Origin of the sequence: Ancylobacter mangrovi (assembly GCF_024752335.1) — a bacterium.
GTDB lineage: Bacteria > Pseudomonadota > Alphaproteobacteria > Rhizobiales > Xanthobacteraceae > Ancylobacter > Ancylobacter mangrovi.
In genome coordinates this window covers 1,049,702-1,063,466 of record NZ_JANTHY010000001.1, presented here as the reverse complement: position 1 = coordinate 1,063,466, position 13,765 = coordinate 1,049,702, and the positions used below count along the sequence as shown (strand labels likewise).

At 67.8% G+C, this 13,765-nt stretch carries 9 protein-coding genes; 3 read left to right on the top strand and 6 right to left on the bottom strand.

Annotation, left to right across the window (positions count from 1 at the left end; all coding sequences use genetic code 11):
• Positions 1-155: 155 nt before the first annotated feature.
• A complete protein-coding gene (gene aat / locus NVS83_RS05200) occupies positions 156-833 on the top strand; it encodes a leucyl/phenylalanyl-tRNA--protein transferase (RefSeq protein ID WP_258730534.1) in 678 nt (225 codons plus the stop codon).
• On the opposite strand, the gene NVS83_RS23520 is transcribed toward aat, so the two are convergent.
• From NVS83_RS23520 to NVS83_RS05185, 3 genes are all read right to left on the bottom strand, one after another.
• The gene (locus NVS83_RS23520) at positions 764-1,429 is read right to left on the bottom strand and encodes a DUF2155 domain-containing protein (protein WP_374115013.1); all 666 of its coding nucleotides are present in this window, start codon (positions 1,427-1,429) and stop codon (positions 764-766) included. The two genes, aat and NVS83_RS23520, sit on opposite strands and share 70 nt — an antisense overlap.
• A gap of 170 nt (positions 1,430-1,599) precedes the next feature.
• Entirely contained in the window at positions 1,600-2,052 is a 453-nt protein-coding gene (locus NVS83_RS05190; protein WP_258738350.1) for an NADH:ubiquinone oxidoreductase subunit NDUFA12, read from the bottom strand.
• A 48-nt stretch (positions 2,053-2,100) separates the two neighbouring features.
• Positions 2,101-3,309, bottom strand: coding sequence for an MFS transporter (locus tag NVS83_RS05185; protein ID WP_258738349.1), 1,209 nt, complete (start codon positions 3,307-3,309; stop codon positions 2,101-2,103).
• A 662-nt stretch (positions 3,310-3,971) separates the two neighbouring features.
• On the opposite strand from NVS83_RS05185, the gene NVS83_RS05180 reads away from it, so the two are divergent.
• A complete protein-coding gene (locus NVS83_RS05180; protein WP_258738348.1) occupies positions 3,972-7,679 on the top strand; it encodes a vitamin B12-dependent ribonucleotide reductase in 3,708 nt (1,235 codons plus the stop codon).
• Between the two features lie 312 nt (positions 7,680-7,991).
• Here NVS83_RS05180 and NVS83_RS05175 read toward each other — a convergent pair whose 3' ends face one another.
• The 3 genes from NVS83_RS05175 to NVS83_RS05165 all read right to left on the bottom strand — a co-directional run bounded on the left by NVS83_RS05175 (position 7,992) and on the right by NVS83_RS05165 (position 11,449).
• The gene (locus tag NVS83_RS05175) at positions 7,992-8,207 is read right to left on the bottom strand and encodes a cold-shock protein (RefSeq protein ID WP_258730539.1); all 216 of its coding nucleotides are present in this window, start codon (positions 8,205-8,207) and stop codon (positions 7,992-7,994) included.
• A gap of 291 nt (positions 8,208-8,498) precedes the next feature.
• Positions 8,499-8,711 carry a cold-shock protein gene (locus NVS83_RS05170; protein WP_258730542.1) on the bottom strand — a complete coding sequence of 71 codons (213 nt, stop codon included), beginning with the start codon at positions 8,709-8,711 and terminating at the stop codon, positions 8,499-8,501.
• A 458-nt stretch (positions 8,712-9,169) separates the two neighbouring features.
• On the bottom strand, positions 9,170-11,449 hold the full coding sequence (locus tag NVS83_RS05165) for an NADP-dependent malic enzyme (RefSeq protein ID WP_258738347.1): 2,280 nt from the start codon (positions 11,447-11,449) through the stop codon (positions 9,170-9,172).
• A gap of 186 nt (positions 11,450-11,635) precedes the next feature.
• On the opposite strand from NVS83_RS05165, the gene NVS83_RS05160 reads away from it, so the two are divergent.
• Entirely contained in the window at positions 11,636-13,750 is a 2,115-nt protein-coding gene (locus NVS83_RS05160) for an aq_1923 C-terminal domain (protein WP_258738346.1), read from the top strand.
• The last annotated feature ends 15 nt before the right edge of the window (positions 13,751-13,765 follow it).

Sequence of the window (13,765 nt, the reverse complement as noted above, 5' to 3'; positions counted from 1 at the left end):
GGCGGCGTCGGACAGCGCGCGGTAGGGCGCGCCCGGCCGGCTCCCTGCCGGGCGATGCATCCGGTTCCACAGCTGTGATCGCGGGCGGTTGCCGCCCGCCCCGGCGGCGCGCGATTTGCCTTCACAGCGCCGCCCATCTCGGTCATGCTCCCGCCATGTCACACCCGCGCGAGCATCAGGTCGAGATCACGCCCGAAGTCCTGCTGAAGGCCTATGCCTGCGGCATCTTCCCCATGGCCGAGAGCGCGGACGACCCCGGCCTCTACTGGATCGAGCCGGAGCGGCGCGGCGTGATCCCGCTCGGCGAGTTCGCGATCACCGACCGCCTCGCCCGCACCGTGCGCTCGGACCGCTTCGAGATCCGCATCGACCATGATTTCGAGGCCGTGATCGACGGCTGCGCGGCCCCCGCCGAGGGCCGGGGCTCGACCTGGATCAACCGGCGCATCCGCAAGCTTTATACCGACCTCCATTCGCGCGGCTTCTGCCATTCGGTCGAGGCATGGGAAGACGGCGCGCTGGTCGGCGGGCTCTACGGCGTGCGGCTCGGGCGGGCCTTCTTCGGCGAGAGCATGTTCCACCGCTCGCGCGACGCCTCGAAGGTCGCGCTGGTGCATCTGGTGGCGCGGCTGAAGAAGGGCGGCTTCACCCTGCTCGACACCCAGTTCGTGACCGATCACCTGCGCCGCTTCGGCGCCATCGAGGTGTCGCGCCGCCACTACCACCGCCTGCTCGCGCAGGCGCTGGACGGCGAGGCGGACTTCTACTGCTGGGGCCCGGGCGAGGCGATCACCGGCGCGGTCTGCTTGCAGTCGGTGAGCCAGACGTCATAGATCGGGTGCTCGACGCCGTGCAGGCCGGGGCTGGAGGCGAACATCCAGCCGCCGAACAGCGGCTTGATCTTGCCGTCGAGCGCAATCTCCTGAATCTCCACGAAGCCGGTCGTGTTCTGCTTCTCGGTCGAGGGCCGGGTGTAGCAGGCGCGCGGGGTGATGCGCAGCGCACCGAACTGCACCGTCTCGTTGACGGCGACGTCGAAGCTGATGATGCGGCCGGTGATCTTGTCGAGGCCGGCGAAGACCGCGGTCTTGTTCTCGATCTTCTCCTCGGGCGGCTGGACGACCTCGATGTCGCCACCCGGCCCGTAGGTCGCCTGGCCCGGCACGTCCGGCTGCTCGGGTGCGGGCGTGCGCGGGGCCTCCCCACCTTCCGGCGGCTCCATGATCGAGGGAACGCCCGGTCCGCCGGGCGGAGAATCGGGGTTCTGCACCTGTCCACTGTCGGGAGGTGCCGGCTGGCCCTGAGGTGCGGGCTGGCCCGGCGGGGGCGCCAGGGGCTGCGATTCGACGCCGCCCTGCCAGCCCTGCTGCGCGGCCAGCGGGCCGCCAAGGACCAGGAGCGCCACGGCGGCGCAAAGGAAAGAACGCATCGGAACGGCCACACTCGAGAGGGCGCGCGGCGCGCGCATCGGGCTGCCCGTCGCAGCATGCCGGGCAATGCGGCGATGTCGGGGCGCGTCCGGGCGGAAGGAGGCGGATGCCGGGGCGCCGCCTGGCACGTTCGCCGCTGCCGGCCGGTTCCCTTCCGACGGCGGAAGGCTCACTCCGGCGTCCAGGCCTTGTAGTCGCCCGTCACCGCCGGGCGATGGCCGAAGCCGAGCGTGGAGCCCGGCGGACGATAGGCGGCCGGCGTGCCGGTCGGGTTCGGCCGATGCGGCTTCTGCCATTCGCGCGGCACGTAGTTTTCCTCGCTCGGCGGCACGTCGGAGCGCTGGTGCATCCAGGCGTGCCAGCCGGGCGGAATGGCGGTCGCCTCGGCCGGGCCGTTGAAGATCACCCAGCGGCGCTGGAAGCCGAGCGTGGGGTCGATCTTGCCGCCCTTGGCGCGGTAGTAGCGATTGCCGAACTCATCCTCGCCGACGAGCTCGCCGTAGCGCCAGGTATGGAAACGGGTGCCCATGGTCTGCCCGTTCCACCAGGTGAACATTTCGGTGAGGAAGTCGGAAAAGGTCACGGAAGTCGTCCTGCGCCAGCTCAAGCTTGGCCGGAACATGCCACCCGGGCCGGCCCGTGTCCAGCCGAGGAAAGGCGCCGGAGGCACCTATGTCGCGGCCGAACGCGGCTCGGTGAAGAAATAGAGCAGCGCCAGCACCAGCGCGCCGATTCCGGCCACCGTCACATATCCCCAGCCGCCCTGCTGGTAGAGCGGGCTCGCCACCGCCGAGCCGACCGCGCCGCCGAAGAAGAACAGCGCGATGAACAGCCCGTTGAGGCGCGAGCGGATCTCCGGCGCCAGCATGAAGATGGCGCGCTGGCCGAACACCAGATTCGCCGTCGCCGCGCAGTCGAGCAGGATCGCGCCCACCGCCAGCACCACCACCGAGCCGGAAGCGACGCCGATCTCGGTGACGCCGAAGCCGAGGATCGCGCACACCAGCGCCCCGCAGGTCGCCGCGCGCGAATAGCCGCGATCGGCCAGCCAGCCGGCAAGCGGCGAGATGACGACGCTGGCCGCGCCCGCGAGGGCGAAGATGGCGATTCCCTCCTGGCCGAAGCCGTACACCGGCCCCGCGAGCTCGAGCGGCACCGCGGTCCAGAACAGGGTGAACACGCCGAACATGGCCGACTGGTAGGCCGCGCGCCGGCGCAGCACCGGCTGCGAGCGGAAGAGCGACCAGAGCGAGCCGACCAGCGCGCCATAGGCGGCGCCCCCGCCGGTGGCGGCCGCCTGCGGCCGGCGCACCGGCAGGGCGAGCCTCAGTCCCACGGCGAGGGCGAGGATCATCACCGCCGCGATCGCGAACACCGCGCGCCAGCCGAAGAAATGGGCCACCATCGAGGAGGCGGGCCGCGCCAGCAGGATGCCGGTCATCAGGCCGCTGACGATGCTCCCCACCTTGCGCCCGCGCTCCTCGGGGCGGGCGAGATGGGCGGCGAAGGGCACCGCGATCTGCGCCACCACCGAACCCACGCCGAACAGGAGCGCCGCGAGGAGGAAGACCGAGGGCGTCTGCGCGCTGAAGGCGAGGCCGAGCCCCGCCGCTGCGCAGATGAGCACGGCACCGATCAGCCGCCGGTTCTCGACGATGTCGCCGAGCGGCACCACCAGCAGGAGGCCCAATATGTAGCCCGCCTGGCCGATGGTGACGACGAGGCTCGCCAGCGTCTCGTCGAGCTGGATGTCGTCGGCGATGAGGGCGATCAGCGGCTGCGCGTAATAAAGATTGGCCGCACCGAGCCCCGCCGCCAGCGCGAGCAGAAAAAAGGTAAGGGCGCCGGCGGAGGGCCCGGCGGGCGTGTCGGTGCTCATGAAGCGGAACCGCAATGAGAAAGGGCAGGAATGCTGCCCGTCATTTGAGGGGCCGGGACGCCGCTGTCCAGATGCCCAAGGGACAGAGCCGCCTTGCAGGAATGCATTCCGGCAAAGATGGGAAGCCTGCAGCGTTTTCCCTCACCTATTCCGGTGGCCGGCTGGCGCTGCCGGCACGCACCGACACGGCTCTGTCACCCGGAAATGGTAAAATCTACCGCCAGCAATATTTCCCCACTTTTCTCGCTATTCGCCCTTCGACGAGAAGGGCAGGCATCAACGCTGGACTCCGTTCACGAATCCGCGCTCGATAAGGCTTTAGGGGATGGTGCGGCGGCGGCTCACCCCCATATACAACATATAGACGGACTATTAACCGCCCCACCATATCTTGACGTCGTTGGGTGACTCGCACAGTTTGGTTCCGCTCTCGGTCGACTGGCGTTTGTGTCCGTCCGGGAGCAAATCACCCGCGTCAAAGCTCGCTCACGGCAGAAGCGCCGGAGGCGCTTTTGCGTGCGGGATCGATAATTCGGAAACGATAGGCGCGACAGCGGTTGTTTCCTTCGCAGGCAGGGGTGGCTTGGACGGAGAACCAGGCCTTATCGAACAAGGAGCGGCCGGACGGGACCGCTTCTCGAGCGAGATTGGGGACGAAGATCATGCGCATCGAGCGCCGCTATACCAAGGCTGGCCGTTCACCCTATGCGGACATCGCGTTCCGCAAGGCGACGAGCGAAATCCGCAATCCCGACGGATCGGTGGTGTTCCGCCTGGAAGGCATCGATGTGCCCGAGCACTTCTCCCAGGTCGCGACCGACATCCTGGCGCAGAAGTACTTCCGCAAGGCCGGCGTGCCCGCGCATCTGAAGAAGGTCGAGGAAGAGACCGTCCCCTCCTTCCTGTGGCGCGGCACGGCCGACGAGAAGGCGCTCGGCGCCCTGCCCGAGAAGGAACGCCTGATCGGCGAGACCGATTCCCGCCAGGTGTTCGACCGTCTCGCGGGCACCTGGACCTACTGGGGCTGGAAGGGCGGCTATTTCGATTCCGAGGAGGACGCGCAGGCCTTCTTCGACGAGCACCGCTACATGCTCGCCATGCAGATGGCCGCGCCCAACTCGCCGCAGTGGTTCAACACCGGCCTGCACTGGGCTTACGGCATCGACGGCCCCGGCCAGGGGCACTTCTATGTCGACTACGCCACCGGCAAGCTGACGCGCTCCAAGTCCTCCTATGAGCATCCCCAGCCGCATGCCTGCTTCATCCAGTCGGTCGGCGACGACCTGGTGAACGAAGGCGGCATCATGGACCTGTGGGTGCGCGAGGCGCGCCTGTTCAAGTACGGCTCGGGCACCGGCTCGAACTTCTCCGCCCTGCGCGGCGAGGGCGAGCGGCTCTCGGGCGGCGGCAAGTCCTCCGGCCTGATGAGCTTCCTCAAGATCGGCGACCGCGCCGCCGGCGCCATCAAGTCGGGCGGCACCACGCGCCGCGCCGCCAAGATGGTGGTGGTCGACGCCGACCATCCCGACATCGAGACCTATGTCGACTGGAAGGTGAAGGAGGAGCAGAAGGTCGCCGCCCTCGTCACCGGCTCGAAAATCGTCGCCAAGCACATGAAGGCGGTGATGAAGGCCTGCGTGAACTGCGAGGGCGAAGGCGAGGACTGCTACGATCCGGCGCTCAACCCGGCGCTGAAGCGCGAGATCCGCGCCGCCAAGAAGGCGCAGGTGCCGGAGAACTACATCCGCCGCGTGATCCAGTTCGCGCGCCAGGGCTACACCGACATCGAATTCCCGATCTACGACACCGACTGGGATTCGGAGGCGTATCTGACCGTCTCGGGCCAGAACTCCAACAATTCGGTGCGGGTCGACGACGCCTTCCTTACTGCGGTCGAGGCCGACGGCGCGTGGAACCTGACGTCGCGCATCACCGGCAAGGTGACCAAGACGCTGAAGGCGCGCGAGCTGTGGGAGAAGATCGGCTATGCGGCCTGGGCCTGCGCCGATCCCGGCATCCAGTTCCACACCACCATCAACGACTGGCACACGAGCCCGGCGGGCGGCCCGATCCGCGCCTCCAACCCGTGCTCGGAATACATGTTCCTCGACGACACGGCGTGCAACCTCGCCTCGCTGAACCTGCTGCAGTTCCGCCAGGAGGACGGCACGTTCGACGTCGGGAGCTACGAACATGCCTGCCGGCTGTGGACCGTCGTGCTCGAGATCTCGATCCTGATGGCGCAGTTCCCCTCGAAGGCGATCGCCAAGCTCTCCTACGAGTACCGTACGCTCGGCCTCGGCTACGCCAATATCGGCGGCCTGCTGATGACCTCGGGCATTCCCTACGATTCCGACGAGGGCCGCGCCTATTGCGGCGCGCTGACCGCGATCATGACCGGCGTCGCCTACGCCACCTCGGCGGAGATGGCGAAGGAGCTCGGCCCCTTCCCCGGCTATCAGCCGAACGCCGCGCACATGCTGCGCGTCATCCGCAATCACCGCCATGCCGCCTATGGCGAGAAGGGCGGCTATGAGGGGCTGAACACCAACCCGGTGCCGCTCGACCATGCCAGCGTGCCGCAGCCGGCGCTGGTCGCCCACGCCAAGGCGGCGTGGGACCGCGCGCTGAGCCTCGGCGAGGAGCACGGCTACCGCAACGCCCAGACCACGCTGCTCGCGCCCACCGGCACGATCGGTCTCGTCATGGACTGCGACACCACCGGCATCGAGCCCGACTTCGCGCTGGTGAAGTTCAAGAAGCTGGCCGGCGGCGGCTACTTCAAGATCATCAACCGCGCCGTGCCGGAGGCGTTGCGCACGCTCGGCTACAGCGAAAGCGAGATCGCCGAGATCGAGGCCTATGCGGTCGGCCACGGCTCGATCACCCAGGCCCCGGCGATCAACCATTCGACGCTGCGCAGCAAGGGCTTCGACGACGCCATGCTGGCGAAGATCGACGCCAGCGTGAAGGCGGCCTTCGACATCAAGTTCGTGTTCAACCGCTGGACGCTCGGCGACGAGGCGCTCGCCAAGCTCGGCGTGCCGGCCGACAAGCTGGCCGATCCCTCCTTCGACCTGCTCACCTTCCTCGGCTTCTCGAAGAAGGACATCGAGGCAGCGAACATCCATGTCTGCGGCGCCATGACCCTCGAAGGCGCGCCGTTCCTCAAGGCCGAGCACTACCCGGTGTTCGACTGCGCCAATCCGTGCGGGCGCATCGGCAAGCGCTACCTCTCCGTCACCAGCCACATCCTGATGATGGCGGCGGCGCAGCCCTTCCTCTCGGGCGCGATCTCCAAGACCATCAACATGCCGAACGAGGCGACGGTCGAGGACTGCAAGGAGGCCTATCTGCTCTCCTGGCGCCTGGCGCTGAAGGCCAACGCGCTCTACCGCGACGGCTCCAAGCTCTCGCAGCCGCTCAACTCGCAGCTCCTCGCCGACGATGACGAGGAGGAGGACGCGATCGAGGCTCTGCTGGAGAAGCCCGCCGCCGCCCGCGCGGCGCAGGTGACCGAGAAGATCGTCGAGAAGGTGGTTGAGCGCATCGTCGCCGTGCACGATCGCGAGAAGATGCCCGACCGCCGCAAGGGCTACACCCAGAAGGCGGTGGTGGGCGGCCACAAGGTCTATCTGCGCACCGGCGAATATGACGACGGCCGCCTGGGCGAGATCTTCATCGACATGCACAAGGAAGGCGCGGCGCTGCGCTCCTTCATCAACAACTTCGCCATCTCGGTGTCGCTGGGCCTTCAGTACGGCGTGCCGCTGGAGGAGTATGTCGACGCCTTCACCTTCACCCGCTTCGAGCCCGCTGGCCCGGTGCAGGGCAACGACACCATCAAGTACGCGACCTCGATCCTCGACTACATCTTCCGCGAGCTCGCGGTCTCCTATCTCGGCCGCAACGATCTCGGCCATGTCGATGCCGGCGAGTCGAATTTCGACGCGCTCGGCAAGGGCGTGGACGAGGGCAAGGCGGCGCCCGGCGGCACCCCGGCCTCGCGCATGGTCTCCAAGGGCCTGCTGCGCGGCAAGTCGGTCGGGCTGATGGTGGTGCCGGCGAGCTCGATCACCGCGCCCACGGCCTCGAACGTCACCGCGCTGCGCGGCGGCATCCAGGGCGCGACGGCGCTGAAGGCGGCGCCCGACGCGGAGGAAGAGGTGGAGACCGGCGACACCGCCGCCCTCCCCTGGGCCGCCCCCGCGCCGGCGGCGCCCGGCCCTTCCAAGGCCGAGGCGCGCGCCATCGCCCGCGCCAAGGGTTATGAGGGCGAAGCCTGCCCCGAATGCCAGAACTTCACCATGGTGCGGAACGGCACCTGCCTGAAGTGCGAGACCTGCGGCTCGACCACCGGCTGCAGCTGAGGCATCGCCAAGACATAGGCCCGCTCGCCACCCGGCGAGCGGGCTTCTTTATTGTCGCCGACCGCAAATCGAAGAAGAGAGGCGCCTGCCGGGACGACCAGGCGCGTCACCGGAAACGGTTGCGCAGCACAGTCGCCCGGCATGACCGCGCGGCACCTGCTTTATATTTGCAGGAAGACGAGTCCCGCGCAGATGCGTTAAGCCGGCCTTTACCGGACATGCTGCGAGGTCGAGACATAGAAAAACCCGCCGCCTCGAACCGAGACGGCGGGTTCTTTTCTTGCAGCCGACGGGCGCTGGATACCCGGACGATCAGTCGACGCGCAGGTTGACCGCGGAAGTCTTGCCCGAACGCTGGTCGGTGTAGAGCTCGAAGGAGACCTTCTCGCCGTCGCGCAGGCCCTGCAGGCCCGAACGCTGGACCGCGCTGATATGGACGAACACGTCCTTGCCCGGATTATCCGGCTGGATAAAGCCGTAGCCCTTCTGATCGTTGAACCACTTAACGGTGCCGGTCAGGGTAGACATAAGGGTAGTCTCACGTATCGAGGTTGCACATTCAGCGGGGCACGCTCACCCCGCCGCTGGGTCGAATTTGGAAGAAAAGCTGAACGTGCACCCAGCAACAAGCGAGGTGAAACGGCCCAGAGTCCAGCCAAAGTCTGCGCGGAAGACTACCGCGAATGGCTTTCAATGCAAGAGCCACCAAAGGTAATCGGTGGACTCTCGCAGCAGAAATCCGCCCTTCCCCATGGGGAAAGGCTACATTGTATTCAATCTAATCGGTAAAGACCCGAAAAGCGGCAGTCGAAACGCCGCTCAGAGCGGACGCAGGTTCACCGCCGAGGTCTTTCCGGAGCGCTGGTCGGTCTGGAGCTCGAACGACACCTTCTCGCCGTCGCGCAGGCCCTGCAAGCCCGAACGCTGAACCGCGCTGATGTGGACGAACACGTCCTTCCCGCCGCTATCGGGCTGGATGAACCCGTAGCCCTTCTGATCATTGAACCACTTGACGGTGCCGGTATCAGCCATGACAAAACCTTGAGGAGCAGAAGTGATAGCCGGAGAGCCCGAGGCCTCCCGCCGATCTCGGCCGAACTTCGCAAAACGATCTGACCGCCCAGCGGGCGCCCAGCTCATTCGGCCAAATTCGGGCCGCGCTCAGATTGGTCAGAATTGTGTCTTTTACGCGGCAAAAGATGACGTATTTCAGACATAGTTTCCCGCGCGGCGTGTCATAAGAGCCGGCGACCAACCCCGCAAAGCTAATGGCGGTGCCGTTTTGCGCCCCTTGCCGCCCACCCGCGAGGCGCGCGGGCGGATCGCCTGCGGCGCCGGTAACAATCGTCTTCCGCACGGGCAGGAATGGCGCCGCGACAGGGCCGGCGGCCGAATCCCCTCTCCTGTTACCGCGACGCCGGGGCGTGCCGGCCGCGACGTCCAACGCGATCGGAAGCCGGCGCCGTCCGGGGACGGCGCCGGAAGCCGGCTCAGTTGCCCTGCGCCTCGACCACCGCGATCGCGGTCATGTTGACCACGCCGCGCGCCGTCACCGAGGGGGTGAGGATGTGCGCCGGGCGCGCCGTGCCCAGCAGGATCGGCCCCACCGGGAGCGCGTTTCCGAACACCTTCACCATCTGGTAGCTGATGTTCGCCGCATCGAGGTTGGGCATGACGAGGATGTTGGCGACGCCCTGAAGCCGGCCGCCCGGCATCACCCGCTCGCGCATTTCCGGCACCAGCGCGCTGTCGCCCTCCATCTCGCCGTCGACCAGCAGGCCGGGCGCGCGCTCGATGATGAGGTCGAGCGTGCGGCGCATCTTGATCGCGCTCTCGTCGTCGCGGCTGCCGAAGTCCGAATGCGACAGCAGCGCCACCCGCGGCTCGATGCCGAAGCGGCGTACATGGGCGGCGGCGAGTTGCGCCATCTCGGCGAGGTCGTCGGGAGACGGGTCGGGCGTGACCTGGGTGTCGCACAGGAAGAAGGCGCCCTTGGGCGTCAGCAGCATGGACAGCGCGGCCACGTCGCGCACGCCCGGCGCCAGGCCGATGATGGTGCGGATGTGGCGCAGATGGCGGATGAAGCGCCCCTCGACGCCGCACAGCATGGTGTCGGCATCGCCGCGGATCACCGCCAGGGCGGCGATCACGGTCGGCGTGGTGCGCACCAGCGTGCGGGCGAGCTCGGGCGTCACGCCGCGCCGGCCGGCGCACTCGACATAGGTCTGCACGTAGTCGCGGTAGCGCGGGTCGTCCTCGGGGTTGATCAGGTCGAAATCGACGCCGGGACGGATCGACAGGCCGAAGCGCTCAAGGCGCGTGTCGATCACCGAGGGCCGGCCGATCAGGATCGGCCGGGCGAGCCCCTCCTCCACCACCACCTGCGCGGCGCGCAGGATGCGCTCATCCTCGCCCTCGGCGTAGATCACCCGCTTGGGCGCCTGCTTGGCGAGGGTGAAGAGCGGCTTCATGACGAGGCCGGAGCGGAACACGAAGCGGTCGAGCTGCTCGCGATAGCTGTCGAAATCGGCGATCGGCCGCTTGGCGACACCCGAGTCCATCGCCGCCTTCGCCACCGCCGGCGCCACGCGCAGGATCAGGCGCGGGTCGAAGGGCGAGGGAATGAGCGAGGTCGGGCCGAACACCGGCGTCTCGCCGCCATAGGCCCGCGCCACCACGTCCGAGGGCGTGTCCCGCGCCAGCTCGGCGATGGCGTGGACGGCGGCGATCTTCATCTCCTCGTTGATCGTGGTCGCGGCGGCATCGAGCGCGCCGCGGAAGATGAAGGGGAAGCACAGGACGTTGTTGACCTGGTTGGGGAAGTCCGAGCGGCCAGTGCAGATCATCGCGTCGGGCCGGGCCTCGCGGGCGAGGTCGGGCATGATCTCCGGGGTCGGGTTGGCGAGCGCCATGATGAGCGGGCGCTCGGCCATGGTCTTCAGCATTTCCGCCTTCAGCACGCCGCCCGCGGACAGGCCGACGAAGATGTCGGCGCCGGCGATCACCTCGGCGAGGGTGCGCTTGTCGGTCTTCTGCGCGAAGGCCCCCTTATAGGGGTCCATCAGCTTCTCGCGGCCCTCATAGACCACGCCTTCGATGTCCGTGACCCAGATGTTCTCCCGCTGTGCACCCATGGAGACGAGCAGGTTGAGGGTCGCGATCGCCGCGGCACCGGCGCCGGAGGTGACGATCTTCACGTCCTCGATCTTCTTGCCGCCGATGTGCAGCGCATTGACGATCGCCGCCGCGACGATGATCGCCGTGCCGTGCTGGTCGTCATGGAAGACCGGGATGTTCATCTTGGCGCGGAGCTGCGTCTCGATCTCGAAGCATTCCGGCGCCTTGATGTCCTCGAGGTTGATGCCGCCGAAGGTCGGCTCGAGCGCCGCGACCACGCTGACAACATGGTCGACCTCGAGCGCGTTGATCTCGATGTCGAACACGTCGATGCCGGCGAATTTCTTGAACAGGACCGCCTTGCCCTCCATCACCGGCTTGGACGCCTCGGGCCCGATATTGCCGAGGCCCAGCACCGCCGTGCCGTTGGAGACCACGGCGACGAGGTTCTGCTTCGCCGTCAGCTCGGCCACGAGCTGGGTATCCGCGGCGATCGCCTCGCAGACCGCGGCGACGCCCGGCGTATAGGCCAGCGCCAGATCGCGCTGGTTCGCCAACGGCTTGGTCGCCTGGATTTCGAGCTTACCGGGGCGCGGCAGGCGGTGGTAGATCATTGCGCCAGAGCGCAGGTCGTCGGAAATGTACGAGGCCATTGCGTTTCCTTCCCCCGGGGACAGACGGCGAAGATGGAGGGCTTCCCCAATATGCGTATCCGCTTCAGCGGTATATCGGGATTCCGAATTTCTGATGCCCGCCTTTGGGCGGTTCGTTTAAGGTTCTCCTAGGCGAGTCCCGATCCGAGGACCGGGCCGGAACCGTCAATCTCAGGTCACCGCGGCATGCGCAAGACTTTCCTTATTGCCATCATCGCTTTGCCGGTCGTCGTCATTGGCGGCTATCTCGGCCTCAAGGGCTATGTCGCCCATTTCGCCGAAAGGCAGATCGCGGATCTGTTCGGCGAGTTGAAGGCGGTCGGGGTCGAGGCGAGCTACGGCTCGGTGAGCTATGACGTGTTCGAGGGCCGGTTCGAGCTGGACAATGTGTCCTTCGCCGCGCCCGGCGAGGGCACGCTCAAGATCGGTTCGTTCCTCGCCTTCGGGCTGGAGGAGCGCTCGCCCTCGCGCGTCTTCGCCAAGCGGGTGGAGCTGAACGGCGTCGCCTTCGACGGGCCGCTGCCGCTCGCCCCCGCGACCGACGCCAGCTACCGGGCGCCGCATATCGAGGTCGACGCCTTCGAGGCGCCGGTGGAGCTGAGCTCGCCCGACGCCCTGCCCTGGCAGCTTGCGCTCGCCTTCATCGAGAGCGCCACCGCCGAGCGGATCGCGATCCCGGAATCGACCACGACCACCTGGACCGGCGAGGACACGGCGCAGACGCAGACCGACATCGTGCATGGCGCGACCACGCTGGAGCAGCTCGCGCAGGGGCGCATCGCCAAGGCGAGCGTCGAACCCTCGCATTTCAGCGTCAAGAGCGCGGAGGTCGACGCGACCGGAACGGTCGGGCGCATCGATGCCGCCTCGATCGACGTTGCGGCCATGCTGATCCTGCTCGATCCGGACCGGCGCCAGAGCGAGCAGGACTTCCGCACCCTCTACGGCTCGCTCACCATCGACGGCTACGAGCTCGCCTCGCCCTCCGGCATCCAGCAGGGGTGGCATCGGCTGGAGATCAAGGACGTCGAGATCAAGCCCTCCGCCATCCCCACCGAGGACCTGATCGCCGCCAGCGAGAAGGCCCGCGACTACGCGATCGCCGGCGAGCGCCTGCCGGAGGAGGACACGGTCGAGCTGCTGCGCGCCATGGCGGACGTCTATGACGGGCTGCGGATCGGCTCGATCACCTTCTCCGACCTGACCTCGCGCGAGCCGGACGGCGGTTCGGGAACGCTGGCGAGCCTCAAGGCCGGCCCGCTCGCGGACGGGCGGCTCGATCACTTCACGCTCGACGACTTCAAGGGCACGGACGGCAAGGGCGCGCCGCTGCGCATCGGCCACATGGCGCTGACGGGGCTGCGCCCCGGCGCGGTGATGGAGATGGCGGCCGACAGCATGGACGACCCGGACGGCGTCGCCAGCCTGAGCTGGTTCATGCAGCTTTCCGGGCTGATCGATTCCGTCGATCTCACCGGCGCGGCCGCCCCCTCCGGCGACAAGAGCGACCCGCTCACCATCGACCGGCTGGCCCTGTCCTTCCAGGGCGAGGCGGACACGCTGCCCACGCGCTTCTCCGCCAGCCTGCGCATGTCCGGCCCGACCTCGGCGATCGAGAACGACAAGCCGGTCTTCGCGCTCGTCCCGGACGGCATGAAGCGCGCCAGCGTGGCGGTCGACCTCGCCGGGAACTGGGACGAGGACACGTCCAAGGTGACGCTCGCCCCGCTCTATATCGAGGTGTCGGACGCCTTCTCGCTGTCGGCCAAGATGGAGCTGTCGGATGTCGACGAGAGCGTGTTCTCGGCCCAGCCGGACGAGGTGATGGCGGGGGCGCTGCAGGCCAACGTCAAGCTGGTGGAGCTGACGGTGCGCGATTCCGGCATCTATGAGCGCAAGCTCCACGAGGCGGCGCGCCAGCAGAACCTCGATCCGGCTTCGATCCGCCAGCTCTTCGCCGGCTTCGCCGAGCTGCTGCTCTCCCAGTCGGTGTCCAACCGGCCGGAGCTGGAGCCGGCGGTGCAGTCCTTCATCGGCTTCATCCAGCAGCCGATGAGCACGCTGGCGCTGCGCATCACGCCGCGCCGCGAGCCGCTGCCGGTGGAGGACGTGGTGAAGGCGCTGCAGGGCGACGACCCGCTGGCGCTGGTGGACGAGCTGAATTTCGCGGTGATGGACCCGCTCGGCCCGCCCGGCGTGCCGACCGGCCTGCCTCCGGCTTCGTCTCCCTCGGCACCGATGCCACTCAAGCCGACGCCGCTGAAGCCGACCGTGCCCAAGCCGGCCCCGCTCAGGCCCTGAGCCGAACGCCTGAAG

Excerpts from the sequence above, each read along its gene's own strand:
- NVS83_RS05165 (WP_258738347.1), bottom strand. The coding sequence starts at position 11,449 with ATGGCCTCGTACATTTCCGACGACCTGCGCTCTGGCGCAATGATCTAC.
- NVS83_RS23520 (WP_374115013.1), bottom strand. The coding sequence starts at position 1,429 with ATGCGTTCTTTCCTTTGCGCCGCCGTGGCGCTCCTGGTCCTTGGCGGC.
- NVS83_RS05170 (WP_258730542.1), bottom strand. The coding sequence starts at position 8,711 with ATGGCTGATACCGGCACCGTCAAGTGGTTCAATGATCAGAAGGGCTAC.
- NVS83_RS05160 (WP_258738346.1), top strand. The coding sequence starts at position 11,636 with ATGCGCAAGACTTTCCTTATTGCCATCATCGCTTTGCCGGTCGTCGTC.
- NVS83_RS05175 (WP_258730539.1), bottom strand. The coding sequence starts at position 8,207 with ATGTCTACCCTGACCGGCACCGTTAAGTGGTTCAACGATCAGAAGGGC.
- NVS83_RS05185 (WP_258738349.1), bottom strand. The coding sequence starts at position 3,309 with ATGAGCACCGACACGCCCGCCGGGCCCTCCGCCGGCGCCCTTACCTTT.
- NVS83_RS05180 (WP_258738348.1), top strand. The coding sequence starts at position 3,972 with ATGCGCATCGAGCGCCGCTATACCAAGGCTGGCCGTTCACCCTATGCG.
- NVS83_RS05190 (WP_258738350.1), bottom strand. The coding sequence starts at position 2,052 with ATGTTCCGGCCAAGCTTGAGCTGGCGCAGGACGACTTCCGTGACCTTT.
- aat (WP_258730534.1), top strand. The coding sequence starts at position 156 with ATGTCACACCCGCGCGAGCATCAGGTCGAGATCACGCCCGAAGTCCTG.